This is a genomic window from Micromonospora lupini, assembly GCF_026342015.1.
Taxonomy (GTDB): Bacteria; Actinomycetota; Actinomycetes; order Mycobacteriales; family Micromonosporaceae; genus Micromonospora; species Micromonospora lupini_B.
Genome location: NZ_JAPENL010000001.1, coordinates 1,848,073 through 1,867,489, shown reverse-complemented (window position 1 = coordinate 1,867,489; position 19,417 = coordinate 1,848,073). Strand labels below are relative to the sequence as shown.

15 protein-coding genes are annotated in these 19,417 nt (G+C 70.5%); 9 read left to right on the top strand and 6 right to left on the bottom strand.

Annotation, left to right across the window (positions count from 1 at the left end; genetic code table 11):
• Window positions 1-3: 3 nt before the first annotated feature.
• Window positions 4-480 carry a hypothetical protein gene (locus OOJ91_RS08215; protein ID WP_266244033.1) on the bottom strand — a complete coding sequence of 159 codons (477 nt, stop codon included), beginning with the start codon at window positions 478-480 and terminating at the stop codon, window positions 4-6.
• A 248-nt stretch (window positions 481-728) separates the two neighbouring features.
• Here OOJ91_RS08215 and OOJ91_RS08210 point away from each other — a divergent pair, with 248 nt between their 5' ends.
• Genes OOJ91_RS08210 through OOJ91_RS08200 form a run of 3 tightly spaced genes read left to right on the top strand, consistent with a single transcriptional unit; the run spans window position 729 to window position 3,402 of the window.
• Window positions 729-2,126, top strand: coding sequence for a PLP-dependent aminotransferase family protein (locus tag OOJ91_RS08210; RefSeq protein WP_266244031.1), 1,398 nt, complete (start codon window positions 729-731; stop codon window positions 2,124-2,126).
• 41 nt (window positions 2,127-2,167) lie between these two features.
• Entirely contained in the window at window positions 2,168-2,572 is a 405-nt protein-coding gene (locus tag OOJ91_RS08205) for a cupin domain-containing protein (RefSeq protein WP_266244029.1), read from the top strand.
• Between the two features lie 14 nt (window positions 2,573-2,586).
• Window positions 2,587-3,402, top strand: a complete 816-nt coding sequence (locus OOJ91_RS08200) for an NAD-dependent epimerase/dehydratase family protein (protein WP_266244027.1) — start codon at window positions 2,587-2,589, stop codon at window positions 3,400-3,402.
• Between the two features lie 10 nt (window positions 3,403-3,412).
• Here the strand turns inward: OOJ91_RS08200 and OOJ91_RS08195 are convergent, their stop codons facing one another.
• Window positions 3,413-5,596: a hypothetical protein gene (locus tag OOJ91_RS08195; RefSeq protein WP_266244025.1), complete on the bottom strand. Its 2,184-nt coding sequence runs from the start codon at window positions 5,594-5,596 to the stop codon at window positions 3,413-3,415.
• Window positions 5,597-5,857: 261 nt separating this feature from the next.
• Between OOJ91_RS08195 and OOJ91_RS08190 the strand changes: the two genes are divergently transcribed.
• From OOJ91_RS08190 to OOJ91_RS08180, 3 genes are all read left to right on the top strand, one after another.
• Window positions 5,858-6,745 (top strand): helix-turn-helix transcriptional regulator, encoded by an 888-nt coding sequence (locus OOJ91_RS08190; RefSeq protein ID WP_266244024.1) that lies wholly within the window; start codon window positions 5,858-5,860, stop codon window positions 6,743-6,745.
• A gap of 97 nt (window positions 6,746-6,842) precedes the next feature.
• Entirely contained in the window at window positions 6,843-7,823 is a 981-nt protein-coding gene (locus tag OOJ91_RS08185; RefSeq protein WP_266244023.1) for a hypothetical protein, read from the top strand.
• 23 nt (window positions 7,824-7,846) lie between these two features.
• Window positions 7,847-8,743, top strand: coding sequence for an MBL fold metallo-hydrolase (locus OOJ91_RS08180; protein ID WP_266244021.1), 897 nt, complete (start codon window positions 7,847-7,849; stop codon window positions 8,741-8,743).
• Window positions 8,744-8,823: 80 nt separating this feature from the next.
• On the opposite strand, the gene OOJ91_RS08175 is transcribed toward OOJ91_RS08180, so the two are convergent.
• The gene (locus tag OOJ91_RS08175; RefSeq protein WP_266244020.1) at window positions 8,824-9,252 is read right to left on the bottom strand and encodes a hypothetical protein; all 429 of its coding nucleotides are present in this window, start codon (window positions 9,250-9,252) and stop codon (window positions 8,824-8,826) included.
• An 82-nt stretch (window positions 9,253-9,334) separates the two neighbouring features.
• On the opposite strand from OOJ91_RS08175, the gene OOJ91_RS08170 reads away from it, so the two are divergent.
• Window positions 9,335-9,952 (top strand): TetR/AcrR family transcriptional regulator, encoded by a 618-nt coding sequence (locus OOJ91_RS08170; RefSeq protein WP_266244018.1) that lies wholly within the window; start codon window positions 9,335-9,337, stop codon window positions 9,950-9,952.
• A gap of 67 nt (window positions 9,953-10,019) precedes the next feature.
• Here the strand turns inward: OOJ91_RS08170 and OOJ91_RS08165 are convergent, their stop codons facing one another.
• The 3 genes from OOJ91_RS08165 to OOJ91_RS08155 form a co-directional block, all read right to left on the bottom strand.
• Entirely contained in the window at window positions 10,020-11,642 is a 1,623-nt protein-coding gene (locus OOJ91_RS08165) for a serine/threonine-protein kinase (protein ID WP_266244016.1), read from the bottom strand.
• Between the two features lie 270 nt (window positions 11,643-11,912).
• Window positions 11,913-14,048: a ThuA domain-containing protein gene (locus tag OOJ91_RS08160; protein WP_266244014.1), complete on the bottom strand. Its 2,136-nt coding sequence runs from the start codon at window positions 14,046-14,048 to the stop codon at window positions 11,913-11,915.
• Between the two features lie 32 nt (window positions 14,049-14,080).
• A complete protein-coding gene (locus tag OOJ91_RS08155; protein ID WP_266244013.1) occupies window positions 14,081-16,948 on the bottom strand; it encodes a ricin-type beta-trefoil lectin domain protein in 2,868 nt (955 codons plus the stop codon).
• Window positions 16,949-17,495: 547 nt separating this feature from the next.
• On the opposite strand from OOJ91_RS08155, the gene OOJ91_RS08150 reads away from it, so the two are divergent.
• Both OOJ91_RS08150 and OOJ91_RS08145 read left to right on the top strand, forming a co-directional pair.
• Entirely contained in the window at window positions 17,496-18,083 is a 588-nt protein-coding gene (locus OOJ91_RS08150; RefSeq protein WP_266244012.1) for a carboxymuconolactone decarboxylase family protein, read from the top strand.
• 117 nt (window positions 18,084-18,200) lie between these two features.
• On the top strand, window positions 18,201-19,412 hold the full coding sequence (locus tag OOJ91_RS08145; RefSeq protein ID WP_266244011.1) for a low temperature requirement protein A: 1,212 nt from the start codon (window positions 18,201-18,203) through the stop codon (window positions 19,410-19,412).
• Window positions 19,413-19,417 lie beyond the last annotated feature (5 nt).

Sequence of the window (19,417 nt, the reverse complement as noted above, 5' to 3'; positions counted from 1 at the left end):
CGTTCAGGTTCCACTGCGGCGGTGCCCGGCGTCTCGGACGAGCGTCAGGGTGATGGCGAGAAGGCCGAGCAGAGCGACGACGGCGTTGGCGATCGTGAGGAACACCGCCTCGCCGGGGCTGGCGTGGCCGAGGTGGGTCACGTGGAAGAAGAAGTGCGGTATGGCGTAGGTGGAGAACGCCGCTGCGGCGGGGATGACGAATGCGGCCCGAGGTGCGACGAGCGCTACGCCGAGGACGACGGCCAGGCCGAGGGTGGCGCCGCCGAAGTCTCGCGCGTAGTGCTCACTGAACGGCGGGGTGAGGGTGACGGTCGGGAAGTTGTTGTAGAAGCTCTCGGGGAAGAACTGGTTCCAGAAACCGACAACGAGTTCGTCGAGGAAGAGGACGGCGAGGGCGATCCGGACCAGTGCGGTCAGCTTGGAGCCCCGTCCGTCTGGTGCGGCGAACTGTGGTGCGGCGGGTGACTGGTCCTCGTTCATCGGGTCCGCCCAGCGGTTCGCCGTCGTCGCCGAACGGCGCCTCCTGAAGAACCTCGCGTACCACCTGGTCGGCTCGGTCGACGTCGCCGAACAGGCGGTGAAGGAGGCGTACACCGGCTGGTACACGATGACAGACGACCAGCAGAGTCGCACCGACAGTCCCTTCGCGGGTGCTCATCGTCCTCAACCCACAGAAACTCGCCCGGTTCGAGCAATACCCGAAGGCACGCGGGTGAGATCGTTGCGGTGTGGCGAAGTCGCTTGACCTGCATCTGGAGTTCGATCGGGGTGCGGGTTTCCCGGGTCGCTCGCTGGAGAGCGCGTTACGGGAGAGCATCCGGACCGGCCGGCTGCGGGCCGGGTCTCGTCTACCGGGGAGCCGGAGTCTGGCCGCCGACCTGAGCCTGGCACGGGGCACGGTGGTGCAGGCGTACGCGCAGCTGGTGGCGGAAGGGTGGTTGGTGGCGGCACCCGGCTCGGGCACCCGGGTGGCGGACGTACTCCATGATCCGCCCGGCCCGCGAGGGCAACGGCGGCCGTTGCCGCCGGCCGGGCCGATGATCGAGTTGCGGCCGGGGGTTCCCGATCTCGGTTCGTTCCCCCGAGCGGCCTGGACCGACAGTGTCCGCCGGGCCCTGGCAACTGCCTCGCGCGGCATGCTCGACTACCCCGAGCCGACAGGGCTGCTCGGATTGCGGACGGCGGTGGCCGGCTATCTCGCGCGTACCCGTGGAGTTCGCTGCGACCCGGACGCGGTGGTGATCACGGCGGGATTCACCCAGGGACTCTCCCTGCTGGCGCGGACGCTGCACCGGCGCGGTGTACGCGCCATCGCCACCGAGAACCCCGGCTTGGCCCCGCACCGCGTGGTGCTTCGCGCCGCGGGTCTGACGGTCACCCCGCTCAGCGTCGGCACGGGCGGGGCCAATCCTGACGACGCGGCGGGTCAGGCCGCTCTGCTCACTCCGGCGCACCAGCATCCGACCGGAGCGGTGCTCGCCCCCGAGCACCGCTACCGATTCGTCACCTGGGCACGGGAGCACGACGCGTTCCTGATCGAGGACGACTACGACGGCGAGTTCCGCTACGACCAGCGCCCGGTGGGTGCCATGCAGGCGCTGGCGCCGGAACGGATCGTCTACGCCGGCAGTACGAGCAAGTCGCTGGCGCCGGGCGTCCGCCTGGGCTGGTTCGTCGTGCCCGAGCCGTTGCGTCGCGAACTGACGAAGATGATCATGGAGGCCGGCGCCGCAGTCTCCGCGATCGACCAGCTCGCCATGGCCGACCTGCTCACAAGCGGTGGCTACGACAGGCACGTCCGCCGCATGCGCCTGACCTACCGACGCCGCCGGAGCGAGCTGGCCGACCATCTGGCCGAGGTGACTGCGACCCCACTGGAGGGCATCGCGGCCGGCATGCACGCGCTGCTGCCGCTGGCGTCCGTGGCGACGGAGCGCTGGCTCATCCAGTCCGGGGTCCGTCAGGGGCTGCAGCTGATCGGCCTGCACGGCAACGGCTACTGGCACGATCCGGTGGACGAGCGGCAGGCGGCGGCCCTGGTCTTGGGATACGCGGCGCCGCCGAATCATGCCTGGCAGGAGGCGTTGTCCGGGCTCCGCCGACTGGTCCAACAGGTTGGTCGTTAACTGGTCCATCGGGTTGGTCCGGTCGGGGATACGTTCGATTCATGCAGACCATGAAGATCGGAAACAACGAAATCGTGCTGCTGGGCACGGCTGTGCCTCCGGAGCTGCCGGAGGGCTCGCACGTCATGACGGCGACGATCGAACTACCACCGGGTGACCCGGGCACGCCACCGCACCGGCACTCCGGCCCGGTCTTCGGCTACCTGCTCGAGGGGGAGATGATCTTCGAGCTGGAGGGCGAGCCCGAACGGGTGATCAAGGCCGGTGAGGCGTTCTGGGAGCCCGGCGGCGATGTCATCCACTACCGGTCCGCCAACAACCTGCCCGATCGGGTGACCACATTCCTGGTCGTCATGGTGTGCGCGCCCGACCGGGAAATGCTGGTGCTGGTGAGCCCTGAGGAGCTCGAACAGCGCAAGGACCGCCGCTCGTCCCGGACGAACTGACGGAGGGCACCATCATGCGTATCGTTCTCGCCGGTTCGACAGGCGTCATCGGCCGCCGGCTCGGGCCGCTCCTGACCGCCCAGGGGCACGAGGTCATCGGGCTGGCCCGCAACGGCCAGGTTGCCGTCGACGTGCTCGACCGGGACGCGGTGGTGGCCGCCGTCCGCGACGCCCGCCCTGACGTGGTGATGCACCAACTGACCAGCCTGAGCAGCGGCGACCTCGCCGCCAATGCGCGTCTGCGTCGGACCGGGACCCGCAACCTGGTCGACGCGGCGCTCGCCGCCGGGGTGCGCCGGATCGTCGCACAGAGCATCGCCTGGGCATACGAGCCGGGTGCCGAGCCCGCGACCGAGAAGACCCCGCTCGACCACGACGCCGCCGAACCGCGGCAGACAAGTGTGGCAGGTGTCGCCGCGCTCGAATCCGCCGTTCAGGAGGCGCCCGAGTGGGTCGCGCTGCGGTACGGCACCCTCTACGGCCCGGGCACCTGGTACGCCCGCGACGGCCTGATGGCCCAGTTCGCCGCCGCCGGCCGGGTCCCCGCCGATGCGGACGTGAGCAGCCTGCTGCACGTCGACGACGCCGTCGCCGCCGCGGTCGCGGCCCTGGAGTGGCCCGTCGGCGTCGTCAACGTCTGTGACGATGAGCCGGCCGCCGCGTCGCAGTGGGTGCCCGCGTTCTGCGCGGCGGCCGGGGTGCCGGCACCCGCGGTGACCCGGGGCGAGCGACACGGCTGGGCGCGGGGAGCGAGCAACCGGTTCGCCCGTACGCACCTCGGCTGGGTCCCGACCCATCCCTCCTGGCGGGAGGGATTCGCCACCGTGTGAGTGGTCCGCCTCACCGGCGAAGGCGCTCGATCAACGTACGGGCCGCCTCGGCGTACCGCTGGTCCGACCCGGAGGGCCGGTGCCCCTGGATCGGTGGCGGGACGCTGTCCCCCGGAAGGGCAACCACGTCCGCGGGATCTCGTAGCCGGCGATCGACCTCTGCCGCCGGGTGGGCGACGGTCACCGGCGCGATCGCCCGGCGGGCGGAGAATATCCAGCCGCCAATCGAGTCGGTGTCGCGCCACAGGTTCACCCATCGCCACCCCACCCGATCGCCGATCTCGTGCAGCACCTCGTCGTCGACGAAGGCGGGGAACAGTCGCGCGTAGAGTCGGCTCAGTGGTGACCCATGGGTGAGCAGCGCGACTCGGCTGCTGACCTGGGGCGGTAACTGGAGCACGGTCGCGGCGGCCAGGACGGAACCATGGCTGTGCGCGGTCAGCAGCACGGCGTTGCCGCGCGAGACCAGGTAGATGATGCGTCGCGTCAGCTCCGGCACCGCTCGTTCGGCGTAGCACGGTGGCGCGAACGGGTGGGCGGCCCGAGGCCAGAACGTGCCCAGGTCCCACAGGACACCGACGTGGCGCCTGAATTCGACTGTCCGGTAGGCGAAGATCCCGCCGATGGCCAGACCGACGATGACCGCGGCGATTCCCCAGCTCCCGAACGCGATGGCGAAGGTGATCAGGCTGCCGGGCAGCCGTGCGTAGCGCTGCACGGATTCGCTCGGGAGCAACTGCAGCAGACCGAGAGTGGTGGTCGCCGTCCCGAGCCCGGCGAGGCAGGCATAGACCATTGCCAATGGAATGAGTCTCTCCGTGAAGCGAGCCCGAGCTATCGCCTTCCGCACCTGCCGCAGTCGGGCCGCTGCTCCGGCCGGGCGATCCGGGTAGTCGCACGCGACAATCGCCGCCGCGGCACGGAGTCGGCGGCGTCGGGAGAGCAGGACGACCGGTACCGCTACGACGAGCGTGAACAGCACTGCCCGGAAGAAGCCGAAGAATGCCCAGGTGAACGCCGGCGGCAGTCCGGAGGCAAGGCCCTCCCCGGTCGGTGCGTCGCGGTCCAGGAAGTCGGCCACCCGGTAGACGAACTCGGCGGACACCGCCACCGCCAGACTGACCGCGCCGGCCGCGATCACCAGCGCGCCCAGCCCGAGCAGCGGGGTGCCGCCCCGTCGCCGGCCCCGGAGCAGCACAGCTCCAAGGGCCGTCAGCAGGCTCGTCTGGGCAACGAAGAGCGAGGTGAGGATTGCGCCGTATCCGGGCAGGCCGCCCCCCTCGTTCCAGGGCGCTGGGCTGGTCAGGACGTGGGCCGTCACCACGACTGTCAGGGCGACGGCGACCGTCCGCACCGCACGGGTCAGTCGGTCCAGTCGCTGATCCGAGGAGGATCGGTCGATCAGCCGGGGCATGCAGAGCAGGATCACGCAGGTGGCCAGCACCGTCCCGCTGGCCACGGCAAGCGCGATCGTGCCGGCCGTGGCGCCGGTCGCGGCTCGGGCGGCGAGCAGAGCGACGTCAAGTGTCGCGAACGCCGCCGCGACGTGAATCGAGCGCAGCCGGCCCACCAGTGGCCCGGCGTCCCACTGGCCAATCTCGCTGAGTCGATGCTCGGAGACCTGGTCCGCCGGAGCGCGAAACGCTTCGAACACCTCCCGTGGTCGCGCGCTGGCCCGCCAGAGCAGGCCGATGGCGGCGGCCGGAACCACCGCGAGCGCCGCCAGGCGCAGGCCCACCGGTTGCCCACCCAACCAGGACAACCAGATGCGCCCGGCCAGGCAGTCGGACGAGCCCAGACATTTCCACGCGATCAGGTCCAGCGTGACGCCGGCGAAGGCAAGCACATACAGCGCGGTGAGAGTGAGCGCCAGCAACCGGCACAGGGATCTGACCAGCGCATCCGAGCCAGGGTTCGCCGGTCGCATCCAGATCGCGACGTTTGCCAGCATGAACGGAAGCAGGAACACCAGCGACATTGTTCGGACCACGGTTCCGGAGGGCAGGTCGGCCCAGCGGTACGCCTCAAGCGTCACCCCGTCGTCGCCGCTGCGGCACGAACATGGGCGGCGGGGTCGGTAGAAGCCCCCACTGCGGTCGCCCGCTACCTGTTCGACCTGCGACACGTCCAGAACCTGGCCGGCGCTCGCCGTGGCGGTGCCATGAACCCGCAGCTCCACCACGTCGCCGGACATCCGCGGCCCGCTCGACCGCGCTGATGAACCCGACATCGGAACCCCCGGAGCGCTTCCGGTGGCAAGCCGGGCGAACCCCGCCGGGGACCCCTCGCCACTCGCGGCGGTGTACCCCGCCCGACCGAGACCAACCGTGGCATCACCATGCCTGGCTGCCGGCGCCCGGCCCGGGAGTGGTGTCGGCACGGGCCGCCTCGCCATGCGGTGCCTACCCCTGGTGGGGAGTGGTTGGCGCCGGCAGGGCTGGTGATACTTCGAGTCATGAACGCGAGAGGACAGCTCGGTGATTTCCTCCAGGCCCGGCGCTCCCAGCTGCGGCCGGAGGACACCGGCGTGGCGACGTACGGTGAGCGGCGCCGGGTTCGTGGGCTGCGCCGGGAGGAGTTGGCGCTGCTGGCCGGGGTGAGCGTGTCGTACTACTCGCGGTTGGAGCAGGGTCAGGCCGTGAACGCCTCACCGGAGGTGCTCGACGCGCTCGCCCGGGCGCTGCGGCTCGACGACGCGGAACGCCGCCACCTGTTCGAGTTGGCGGCCGGGACCCGCCGTCGGCCCGCCGTGCGTCGCCCGGCCCCGGAGCGGGTGAGCCCGGCGGTACGCCAGCTCGTCGCGACGCTCGGTGACGTACCCGTGGTGGTGCTCGGTCGCCGCGCCGACGTGCTGGCGTGGAACACCGCGGGTCATGCCCTGTTCGCCGGTCACCTGGCCCCGGAGATCCTCCGACGGCCGAGCCAGTACCCGAACATGGCACGACTGGTGTTCCTGGACGCGCACACCCGCGACCTGTACGCGGACTGGCCCACCAAGGCCCGCGCGGTGGTGGCGGCGCTGCGGATGGCCTCCGGGCAGCATCCGGACGACCCGCTGATGGCCGCGCTTGTCGGCGAGTTGACGGTACGGAGCCCGGAGTTCGCCACCATGTGGGCCGACCACCGGGTGAAGGCCGGCGGCGACACGGTCTACCAGATGCGTCACCCGCTTGTCGGCGCCATGGACGTGACGCAGCAGGCCCTGCGTACCGAGGACGGTCAGAGCGTCGTCGTCGCCACCACCGAACCCGGCTCGGCATCGCACGCCGCGATGACCTTGCTCGTGCACGGCGCCCTCACCACCCGTGCCGGCGCCGCACAGCCGCTCGCCAGGCGCGAGTAGCCCCTCCCATCGGCTCGACCCGAGGTGCTCCGTACGGAGCGCCGGACCCGTCGCGCCCTCTTCGCGCCCATCAACAACACCGTGAGTAAGGACAGAAATGCGTACGAGAACGATGACCCTCGCAATCGCCGTCGCAGCAGCGGGGATCGGCGTCGTGACGGTCGTACCGTCGAGCGCCGTGCCGGCCGCCACCGCGGCGGCCCGAGCGTCCGCCGCGCCCTCGCGGATCGCGAACCACTTCGACCTGACGAAGGGGCAGATGCCGGAGAACGTCGCCGTCGGCCCGGACGGCACGGCCTACGTCACCTTCGCTGCCTCTCGACAGGTCGCCGCGGTCACCCCGTCCGGCGGGACGCGGATCCTGGCGACCCTGCCGGCCCCCGCCGATGGCGGCGTCAACACGCCGGTACTCGCGTTCGCGCTGACCACGGGCATCGTCCGCATGACCGACGGCACCCTCTACTTCCTGTACGCGAGCGGCGACGCCGCCTCCACCGGTCTGTACCGGCTACGCCCCGGCCGGACCCCGCACCGCATCGCCGCCCTGCCGGCGGGCGGGCTGCCCAACGGCCTGGCGTTCGACGCGGAGGCGAAGAGGTTCTACCTCACCGACTCGGTGCTCGGCACGATCTCGACGGTCTCCCTCGACGGCGGCCGTGTCGAGGTCTGGTCCTCGGCGCCCGAGCTCGCCGCGGCGGGTTTCCTCGGCGCCAACGGCATCAAGGTACGCGCCGACGCGATCTGGGCGACCAACCTCGACCACGGCACGCTGCTGCGCATCCCGGTGCGGCACGGCCGTCCCGGACCTGTCCGGGTGGCGGCGACCGGCCTGGTCGGCATCGACGACTTCACGTTCGTCGGTGCCGGTGACCAACAGGTCGTCGCCACGCTCAACGGACCGAACACGGTGGTGAGCATCGACGCGGCCGGCCGTTCGCGAACGCTGCTGACCGCTGCCGACGGGTTGCAGAACCCGACCTCGGTGGCCGTGCGTGGCCGCACCCTCTACGTGCTCAGCGCCGCGTACACCACAGGCGTCGACCCCAACCTGGCACTGGCCACCCTGCCGGGCCGCTGACCCGTACCCCCTTGGAGAATCGCATGCACGAGATCCAGCTCGGCGGTGTGAGCGTCACCCGCATCGAGGAGACGCACGGCCCGATCATGCCGACCGGCGCCTTCTTCCCCACCATCCCGGCTGACGCCTGGCGTACGGAGCGCGACCTGCTGACTCCGGACCACCTTGGCGTGGACGACGACATGGTGCACGTCGCCATGCAGAGTTGGCTGCTGCGCAGCGAGGGTCGCACCATTCTGGTGGACACCGGGGTCGGCAACGACAAGGACCGGCCCGCTGTCGAACCCTGGCACCGGCAACAGGTGAACTACCTGGACCGGCTGGCCGAGGCGGGGACCAGGCCCGAGGACGTCGACCTGGTGATCAACACACACCTGCACGCCGACCACATCGGCTGGAACACCAGGCTCGTCGACGGTCAGTGGCTGCCGACGTTCCCGAACGCCACCTACCTGATGCCCGCCGTCGACTTCCAGCACTGGAACCCCGCGAACAATCCCGGCATCGCCGGGAGTGTCAACGAGAACGCGTACGAGGACAGCATCGCCCCGGTGCACGCCAACGGGCAGGTCCAGCTGTGGGAGGACACGTACCTGATCGACGGCAATCTGCGGCTGGAGGCCGCACCCGGGCACACGCCAGGCCATGCCGTGCTCACTGTGGAGTCGGCTGGCGAGCGGGCCCTGTTCGCCGGCGACATCCTGCACACCCCGCTCCAACTGCGCCAACACGATCACAGCAGTTGCTTCTGCGAGGACCCGATCCAGGCCGCGATCACCCGCCGCCGTCTGCTCGGCTGGGCGGCCGACACTCGGGCGCTGGTGCTGCCGGCGCACTTCAGCGGTCGCTCCGCCCTGGAGATCGAGCGGCAGGGCGAGTCGTTCGCCGCCAGGCAGTGGGGCCCGTTCCCTCGATACTGAGTACGCGGATCGCCCGCCACCGTCCGATGACGGGGCGGGCGATCCGGTGCTCTCCCTCAGGTGGGGCACTGTCGTCCCCGTCATCGGCTCGGGTTGGTGGTCACGGGACGCCACGCCAACCAGCCGCGGCAGAGCACATAGGCCGCCGCGACGACGGCGACGAGCCCGAAGTCGATGATTGCCGACAGGCGTGCCTCGGGGACGTCTCCGATCAGTGCCCCGAACACGACGAGGGCGGCCTTGCCGGCGAGCACGATCTCCCAGACGCCTGCTGTCTGACGCGGCCTGAGCGCGAGCAGGGCGAAGAGCGCGGCGAAGATGCCGAAGCTGGAGACCCGCCAGCCCTCGATGAACAGGCGATCGTCGCTGGCGTTGATGGTCAGCAGCGCTCCGTTGACGAACGCGACGGCGGTGGCGAGGGATGCGAGGGCGGCCAGTCCGCGGCCGACGAGGTCTGCGCGGTGGGCGGGGGCGGCGGTGTCGATTCGAGTAGTGGTCGCGGCGGTCATGGGGGACTCCATCCCTAGGGAAACGAGCGTTAACTTACAAGCGTTAACTTATGCCCTCGCCTAACAGATGTAAAGTCAAAGGGTGACCACACCGAGAACGCGGGCCCGCAACAAGCGCGGCCAGGGTGCCCAGCTCCGCGACGAGATCGTCGACGCCGCGCTGGAGCTCCTGGAGGACGACGCACCGCAGAACGTGACCCTGCGGGGGATCGCCCGGCGGGCCGGCATCTCCGCGCCATCGATCTATCCCCACTTCCCGGACCTGGACTCGATCCTGCTCGCGGTCGCGCAACGCGCCTTCGGAATCCTTGAGCAGGAGCTGGGCGCCCCGGATGACGCGGATCCGGTCGAGCGGCTGCGCGCGGTCTGCGCGGCCTACCTGGCCTTCGCCGAACGCAGGCCCCAGCAGTACCGGGTGATGTTCGGCGCGGTCTGGGACGCCGGGCAGGCCCTGGAGCGGACCCCGGGCCTGGCAGACGAGCTTGGCGTGCTCGGCATGGGAGCCTTCGAGATCTTCCGGCGTACGCTCGCCGACTGCGTCGCGGAGGGACGGTCGGCCAGCACGGACCCGTTCGGCGACGCGACGGCGCTCTGGGTCGGGCTGCACGGCTTCGCCCAGCTCCGGGTGGCGACGCCGCTGTTCCCGTGGCCGCCGGAGCTGCGCGACTCGGTCATCGAACGGATGGCGCTGCTGCGCTGACGACGCGGCCGGCCGCGACCCTCAGCGACCAACGCCGGTTCGGTCTGCCCCGTCGGGTACGCGCAAGTCAGACCGCGCCGCGGTCGACAAGGCTGAACGTGGTGTCGATCGGGGCGTCACCGAGGAACTCGACGTAGATCTCCTTCTTGGTCGGGCTCCACTGCACCACGCCGTACTCGTCGTTGAGGATGGTGTAGGAGGTGCGCCCCTTGTCGTCCTTGCCCTCGCGGGACAGCGCGAACACTGTTGCGTCGCTCGGCCGACAGTCGGCCCCCACAAGCGTCTTGTTTCCCTTCGCATCGCGCTTGACCCCGAGACAGGGTCGGTGGGCGATCTCGGGGTTCACCGATTTGATCATGTAGTCGACGCCTACCGGTTCGAGCACGAAGAGCGCATCCTTGCCGGTTCCGTTGCCGACCTCCAGCTCGCCGTGCGACGGCAGCGACAGGTCACCGTCGATCTCCACCACGTGCAGCAGGATTCGCCGCTGACCGGCCAGCATGGCGTTTGTCGGGTCCACGCTGGTCGAGGGTGAGGCGGCCGGCGTTCCCGATGCGGGCATCGACGCGGTGGCCGCCGGACCGCTCGTTGCCGGGCCGCCGGTCGCGGCCGTGGAGCCGGCCCGATCCGGTGTGGACCGCCCATCCAGCAGTTTTGGACCGAACAGGGAAGCGGGCACCACCACCGCGATCACCGCCGCGGTCGCCCCCAGCAGGGTGGGCCAGCCACGCCGGCGCGAGCCCGCGCCACCGGCGGTGGCCGGACCCGGCGGCACCGACGGCCGGCCCTGGCCGGCGTGACCGGCAGCGGGCACCACGACCGCCGTCGGCGTCGCGCCCGGGCGTCGGGCCGGCCCGGCGGCCCCGCCCGGATCCGCTGCGGTCAGTAGTCCGTCGAGCAACTCCCGGGCGGTGGGCCGAGCAGCGGGATCCTTCTCCAACGCGCGAGAGACCAACTCCCGCAACGGCCCACCGAGCCCGGCCAGGTCCGGCGGTTGGGTGAGGATCCGCATCGCGGTGGCGGTGGGGGAGTCGCCCGCGAAGGGGTTGCGGCCGGTCGCGGCGTGGGCGACAACGGCACCCCAGGCGAAGATGTCCGCCGGCGGGCCCACCGGACGGCCCAACGTCGCGTCGAACCGCTCCGGAGCCATGTACGAGACGGTCCCGACCACCTGGTTGGTCCGGGTGTGCTGGCTCGTCGCCTCGAACGCGCGGGCGATGCCGAAGTCGATGACCTTGATCCCACCCGGCGCGACAAGGACGTTCGCCGGCTTCAGGTCCCGGTGGATCACCCCGGCGCCGTGGATGGCGGTGAGTGCGGTGGCCACCCCGACCGCGATGCTGTGCACCTGCGCGGCCCCCAGCGGCCCCCGTTCCCGGATCACCTGGGCCAGACTGGGGCCCTCGACGTACTCCACCACCAGGTACGGCGGGTCGTGGTCCGGGTCGGCGTCCACGACCTCGGCGGTGCAGAACGGTGGAACCTGACGGGCGCGGTTCACCTCACTACGGAACCGACCCCGGAACTCCTCGTCGTGCGCGAACTCCGCGCGGACGACCTTGACCGCCACCTGTCGTCCATCAGGCGAGCGGGCCAGGAAGACACTGCCCATGCCTCCGTCGCCGAGCCGGGCGACCACCTCGTACGCGCCGAGGCGGGCCGGGTCACCGGGACGCAGCCCGTTGCTCACGCCGGATGCCCGCAGACAGCGACCACCGCGCGAACCGCTCCGCCTATCACCCGTTCCCCTTAGGTCAGTCGGACGCCGAGCGCAGCCTATCGTCCGCCCACCCAGCGACGTCGATGCCGTCCACCCCGGGCTGAACGGCGTCGTCTCCTTCCGAGGTCACCGCAGCAGGCCGCTGCTCGCGGGCCGCCGGTGCGGGGGGCGCCGGCGGAGTGGCTGTCGCGCCGGCAGGCCACCCCGAGCGAGATGCCGAGGTGACCTACCGGGCGCGGATCAGGCGACCGGGCCGTGGACCTCCAGTTCCCACAACGAGTAGCCGTACGCGGGCAGGGCCCGTTGGGTGCCCTGGACACGCAGGTAGCGGCCGGTGGCCGAGATGGCGATGTCGTCCACGCCGCCGTCGCCGGTGGTCGTGGTGTAGACCGGCGACCAGGTGACATTGTCCGGGGAGACCTGGACCTGGTAGGCCCGCGCGTACGCCGCCTCCCAGGTCAGCCGGACGCGGTCGAGGGTACGGGACGCGCCGAGGTCCACCGAGATCCATTGTGGGTCGGCGTAGGCGCTACCCCAGCGGGTGGTCGCGATGCCGTCCACGGCGTTGGCCGCCACGTGCGCGCTGCCCGGCTCCACACTCGACGCGGTGACAGGCCGACCCCGGGAGAGCAGGGTGCTGCCGGCGGCGGTGCCGTAGACGTTCAGGTCCCACAGCGAGTAGCCCCACTGGGTGGCGCGTTGGGTGCCGTACACCCGCAGGTAGCGCCCGGTGCCGGTGACCGTGAGATCGTCGACGCCGCCATCGCCGGCGGTCGTGGTGTGCACCGCCGACCAGGTGGCATTGTCCGGCGACACCTGGACCTGGTACGCCCGCGCGTGGGCCGTTTCCCAGGCCAGCCGTACCCGGTTGATCGCGTAGGTGCCCCCCAGGTCGACGGTGATCCACTGCGGGTCGGTGTACGCGCTGCCCCAGCGGGTGGTCGCGTTGCCGTCCACGGCGTTGGCCGCCGTGTGCGTGCTGCCCGGCTCGACGCTTGACGCCGTCACCGGCCGGCCTCGGGCCAGGTCGGTGGCGGGCGGCTCGCTCGGGCCGTCGGTCCTGATCCGCACGTTGCGGTAGTTGATGTCCATCCCGGCGCCGTCGTTCTGCACCCCGATGTAGCCGTTGGCGATGGCCCGGCTGCTGACGTAATCATTGATCTTGACGCCGTTGAGCCAGATCTCGACCCGCTGGCCGTGCACGCCGATCTCGTAGGTGTTCCAGGAGCCGGGCGGGTTGAGCGCCGCCGCGCGGGCGGCCTGGTTCGGCGCCTGGAGACCGTAGACGCTGCCGGTGGTGCGCGACGGATCGCCGTCGGTGGCGTCGATCTGGATCTCGTGACCGGCGTCGACCGGACCCCACGGGTCGCCCTGCGGATCGGGAAACCCGATGAAAACCCCACCGTTGTCGTCGCCGGGCATCATCCAGTCGACCTTGAGCGAGTAGTTGCCGAAGGTGCGTACCGGGTACCAGAGCAACCCCATACCGCCGTTCGAGGTCAGGGTGCCGTCGGTGAGGGTGAACCCGCCAGGGCCCGCCTGCCGCCACTGCCCGAGGCTGGCCTGGGTGCCGTCGAACAGCGGGGTGTAACCGGCCTCCGGCCGGCAGTCGGCCGCCACCGCCCCGGCTGTCACCCGAATGCCGCCGAGCAGCATCCGGGTGAAGTTCGGGTCGGTGTAGCTCTCTTCGGTGTGGCCGAGACCGGTGTACCAGGAACGTCCGCCGCCGTAGCTGTGGCACCAGGTGATCGGGTGGTCACCACCCATCGACCCACCGGTGTACGACGACTCGTCGAGGCTGGCCAGCACCTTGACCGCCGAGCGGGGGTTGGCCCGGTAGTTGTACCACTCGTCGGTGCGGGTCCAGGTCGACGGCAGGTGTGCGGTGGAGGCGTTGGCCCGGTCCTCGACCCGGACGGTCGCCTGCTGGATCGCCGGGTGCGAGGTGAAGTACGCGCCGACCAGGCCGCCGTACCACGGCCAGTCGTACTCGGTGTCGGAGGCGGCGTGCACGCCCACGAAGCCACCACCGGCGGCCATGTACGCCTCGAACGCGCTCTGTTGGCCGGCGTCGAGCACGTCGCCTGTGGTGCTGAGGAAGACCACCGCCTGGTACTGGGCGAGGTTGGCGGTGGTGAAGCTGGTCGCGTCCTCGGTGGCGGTGACGGTGAAGCCGTTCGTCGTACCAAGTTGTTGGATGGCGGCGATGCCGTTCGGGATGGAGGAGTGCCGGAAGCCGGCGGTCTTGGAGAACACCAGGACCTTGCTCAGCGGTGCGGCCTCGGCCGGGGCCGGGGCCAGGTTCGTCGCGCCGGCCGCGACGGTGAGTCCGGCGACCACTGCGGTGGCGACTGCGACGATGGTGCGTCTGGGCATGAGCGCTCCTCGCGGGAGAGTGGACGGGCGGGTCACGGCAGGGTCCAGTTCTGCGCGGCGGTGCCGTTGCAGTCGTAGATCTGCAACTGCCGGCCGTTGGTGGGGGTGGAGGCGGGGATGTCGAGGCACCGGTTGGCCTGCGGGTTGCGCAGACTGCCGGCGGTGCCGGCCACCCACTGCTGGGCCCCGGTGCCGTTGCAGGTCCACAGGTGGATCGGGGTGCCGTTGGTGGTGCCGCTGGACTTCACGTCCAGGCACTTGCCCAGGCTGCGGATGGTGCCGTCGCCGGGCAGCGTCCACTGCTGGTTTGTCGCACCGACAATGCAGTCCCACATCTGGACGCTGGTGCCGTCGGTGGTCCCGCCGGCGTTGACGTCGACGCACTTGCCCATGCCCCGGATCGGGCCGGTGCGGGGGCCGCTCGCCGGGGTGCTCACGCCGACGCCGGTGAACGTGTAGCTGTCCAGGTCGAGCAGGGCTCCTCCGCTGCCGCCCGTGAACACGACGTACAGGTCGTGCGTGTTGTCGTCGGGCCTGGTGACCGGCGCGCTGATCTCGGTGTAGGTGTCCCAACCGCCGGTGTTGGGCACGGTGACCCGGGCGATCTCGGGGCCGGTCGGTGAGTCGTACCGGAAGGAGGCGACGTTGCCGGCCTTGTCGGAGGAGACCCGGGCCCGGACGCCAGTGATGCCCTTGAGGCTCACCGCGTGGTGCCGAACGTACTCGCCGTCCTGGATGTCACCGAGACGCCGGCCGCCCTCGGCGCCTCCCGCGGTGATGACCTGGGGGCCGCGCAGCGAGACATAGTGCTCGGCCTGCCACTGCTTGGGCCAGAGGGTGACGTCCTTCTCGGCGGTGAGCGGCACGCTGCCGGCCGCGCCCCGGTCGGTGTAACCGGCCCGCAGCAGGAAGAAGAGCACCGAGTCCGGCCCGGCGTGCACCGGTCCCGTGTTGACGGTGAAGCCGCAGCCGGTGCCCTGGCCCTCCTCGTGTGCGTGCTCCTGGTGGCCGAGGGCCGCCCGGATCGTCACGTTCGCGCATTGAATCGTGCCGTCCTGGGCGTCAGCGGCGGTGGCGGTGGCGGTCAGGTTCTCGTCCCAGGAGAACAGCCCGCCGTTGGGGACGCCGTTGAGGGCGACGGTGGGCCTGGTGTTGCCCACGACGACTGCCACCTGGGTGGTGCCGGACCGGCCCGTGCCGTCGGACACCGTGAGCCGGGCGCGCTTGTCGCCGTTACTGGCGTACGTGTAGGTGGGATTCGCGGCGGTGGAGTCGACTGTGCCGTTGCTGTCGAAGTCCCACGCGTAGGTGAGTGGGTCGCCGTCCGGGTCGGTGCTGCCGGCGCTGGAGAAGCTGACGGTCAGCGGGCTGACGCCGTTGTCGGGGGTGGCCGAGGCGACGGCGGTGGGTGACCGGCCGCCGGCGACGTAGTTGATTTTGTAGAGACCCGCGGCGGCGTCGCCGGAGAAGTAGCCGTTGCCGTACTCCAGCAGGTAGAGAGAACCGTCCGGCCCGAACTCCATGTCGATCGGGTGGACGAACGACATGCCGGCCAGCACCGGTTCGATGACGCTCGGGTTGCCGGTACGCGGGTTGCCGTTGTCGAACTGGACCTCCTTGATCCAGTTACGGCAGTACTCGCTGATGACCAGCTTGTTGTCGTAGTACTGCGGCCACTTCACGTCCGAGGCGAGGCCGGGGTCGTAGTGGTAGACCTCGGCATGGTTGGGCGAGCCGCAGCCGCCCGGAGTGTCCAGGGCCGGCCAGTCCCGGCTGCCGCCGTGCTGCTCCCAGACCAGCGCGCCCCGGGTCGGCGGGAGTTGCTGGAGGCCCGTGTTGCGGGGCGAGTCGTTCACCGGGCCGGTGCTGCCGCCGCACGGGAACCAGCCGCGCGGTGAGTTGGTGGCGAAGTCCCAGTCGTTGTAGGCGACGTTGGGGCCGCCGCAGTACGGCCATCCGTGGTTGCCCGGCGAGGTGGCCCGGTTCCACTCGTCGTACGCCGCCGGCCCCCGGTTGGCGATCGTCGCTCCGGCGTCCGGCCCGACCTCGCCCCAGTAGAGCGTGTTGCTGCTCGTGCGGTCCACCCACAGGCGGTAGGGGTTGCGCACCCCCATGACGTAGATCTCCGGACGGGTGCCGCTGGTGCCCGCGGCGAAGAGGTTGCCCGTCGGAACGGTGTAGGTGCCGTTGTCCTCCGGGTGGATGCGGTTGATCTTGCCGCGCAGGTCGTTGGTGTTGCCTGCGGTTCGTTGCGCGTCGTACTGGGCGTCGCGGCTCGTCCGCTCGTCGATCGGCGCCATGCCCGCCGAGTCGCCACCGGAGTTGGTGTTGTCGCCGACGGCGAAGTAGAGATTCTCGTTGCTGTCCCAGGTCATCGAGCCCGCCGAGTGGCAGCAGAGCCGGCGCTCGGTCGGCCACTCGATGAGCCGGGTCTCGCTCGCCGGGTCGAGCACCAGCGTGCTCGGGTTGAAGGTGAACCGTGAGATGCGGTTGACAAGCGGCGTGGTGGCCGGCGAGTAGAACAGGTACACCCAGCGGTTCGTGGCGAACCTCGGGTGGGCGGTGATGCCGATCAGACCGTCCTCGAACCGGGCGTCCAGTTGCAGCGTCAGCGCGACTGTCGTCGTACGGGTGGTCGGGTTGTAGAGGCGCACCTGCCCACCGCCGGAACTGGTGCCCCGGTTGATGTAGAGCACCTTGGCGTCGGGTAGGACGGACAGCTCGATCGGCTCTCCCATGGAGAGCCCACCGTCGAGCTTGACCTTCTCGAACTGGGTGGTCGCGGGGGGCGCCGCGGCCGCTGGCGGTGCGGCAACGGTGACCGCCACCAGGATCGGCAGGAGGCTGGCGAGGATCGCCAGGACGACGGCCGCGGTGAGGCGCGGACGTGGTGTGAGCATGGCGTGCTCCCGGGTCGGGGTCGGCTGGACGGTCGGGCGCACGCGCACCGGTGGGTGCACGTTCACCAGGGCGGATGGACAAAGCCGGGCCGCCGACGCCAGGCTCGATGAGGTGACTCCGGCCGACGGGCCATCGCGGACCCGCCGGCTCGTCGTCAGGGGGTGATCAGGCCGAACTTCTCCCGGGGGGTCGATCGCGGGACAGTGGGCGCGATTCGTAGCGGCGTCGTCATCGTCATCGACCCGATCTCCTCTGGATCGTCCGTGCGGATGTCTCGCACCCCGGGGCGTGCCCCGGTCTGCCCACGTCCGCCGAAACGGGGGCGATACGAGATGACGCGGATCGTTGTCACCGCAGCGGGTTCCGGCGAGATGAACATCGACCTACATCGTTGACATGCAGTTAACATCGGGCGTCTTCGAGGGTCAATCCCGCGCAGGGGGGATGGGAAAAGCCGGCGGTGGGGGCTTCCCCCAGCGGGTGCGGAGCGGGACCCGCCGGCGGTCTCCCTGGGCGGATCGGCGGCGAGCGCAACCGGGATCGGATATGGTGCGGGACGCCCTATTCGCCGGTTTTGAGGGGAAAACCGTGAGTCGCCTGCCGTACGTGAACCCCGCCGACGCCCCAGCGCCGGTCCGCGAGGCGCTGCAGGCCGCGGCACCCCTGAATTTCTTCCGCATCATGGCCCACGCCGAGACGGCCTTTCCGGACTGGATGCGGTGGGGAGGCACGCTGCTCAAGGACCTGGCGCTCGACCCGCTGCTCCGGGAGATCGCGATCCTGCGAGTCGCCGGACTGAGCGACGTCAGGTACGAGTGGGTTCAGCACGAGCCGATCGCCAGTTCCGCAGGCGCGACGGACGAGATGGTCCGCTCGCTCGGGCGCGACGAGATCGAGGCCGGCTGTTTCTCGCCGGACCAGCGGGTTGTCCTGCGTTTCACGACCGAGGTCGTCCGCGACGTCCGCCCCTCCGACGACACCGTCACCGCGCTGACCGGGCTGCTCTCCCCCCGCGAGGTCGTCGAACTCCTGATGGTGATCGGGCAGTACATGATGATCGCGCGGGTCGCGGCGGCGACGGATCTGGAAGTCGACAAGCCGATGGGCGCCGCCGTCTACCGTGCGGCCGGTTGACCTCTTCGTGGTCGGGGTCGGCGGCGCGGGGCCGCGTCGGGCCGTGCCGGGACGACCGGTTCCCGAGGACACCGCGGCGTGGCAGTCGGACGGATCGGGTGAGGTGGACGGACAGTGGTGGGTGAACCGGTGGCCGGGCTGCTGCGCAAGCGCGAGGATCCGCGCCAGGCGTCCGCCCTCGAACTCTTCTTCGACCTGTCCTTCATTCTCGGGCTGACCCTGCTGTCCAGGCGCCTTTTCCATGACCTGACCTGGGGCAACACGTTCGAGACGCTGATCCTGTTCGCGGGCGCCTACTGGATCTGGATCGCGACCGCCTGGGCCACCGACTGGTACAACCCCAACCACCTGATCATCAAGGGTCTCATCCTCGGCATCATGTTCGTCGGCCTGGTGATGGTGTCCGCGATACCGTCGGCGTTCGGCGGGCGCGGATTCATGTTCGCCGGGGCGTACGTCCTCGTGCACTTCGCCCGGGGCGCGGTGTTGCTCACGCTGCTGCGCGGGCATCCGCTGCGACAGCGGTCGTTGCTGATTCTGATCTGGTTCGCGATCTCGGCGGTGCCCTGGCTGGTCGGCGCCTTCCGGCCGGGGCCCGAGCGGGTGGTGCTGTGGCTCGTCGCACTGACAATCGACTACGGAATCGCCTGGCTCGGCTGGCCGACTCCCGGGCTCGGCCGGGTGCCGGACGAGAGCCTGCGCAACGTCGGCGAGCATCTGTCGGAGCGGTACCAGCAGGTGTTCATCATCGCCCTGGGTGAGGCGATCCTGGTCAGTGGTCTCGCGTACGCCAACGCGGGAATCACCGCGGTGCGCACGCTCGCCTTCGGACTGGCGTTCCTCAACGTGGTGCTGCTCTGGCGCGGCTACCTGATCCCCGGTGATCTCCGAATCGGCGGCATCCTCGACCAGAATCGGCCCCGACTGGCGGTCACCGTCGCGCTGTGCCACGCGATGGTGATCGCGGGAACCCTGCTCACCGCGGTCGGTAACGAGGTGCTCGTCGCCGAGCCGCTCGGTGATCCGAAGGGTGCGTGGGTGATGCTCATCGTCGGTGGCGCCGCGCTCTTCCTGTTCGGTCGGATCATGTACCACGTGGCGGTGTTCCACCGCCTGCCCTGGCCGGGGTTCGCCGGCCTCGCGATTCTCGGCCTGCTGAGCCCCGTGCTGCTCCTGCTGCAGCCGCTGAGCATCTCGCTGGTCACCATCACCGCGCTGTTCGGCGCCGTGGCCGTCGACATCCTCCTGATCAGGCGAGCGGTGCGGCAGGGGCGTCTGACCACGGCCGAGGGCACCCCCCTGGCGATCGGCCAGGATGACGAGCGTTGATGCCC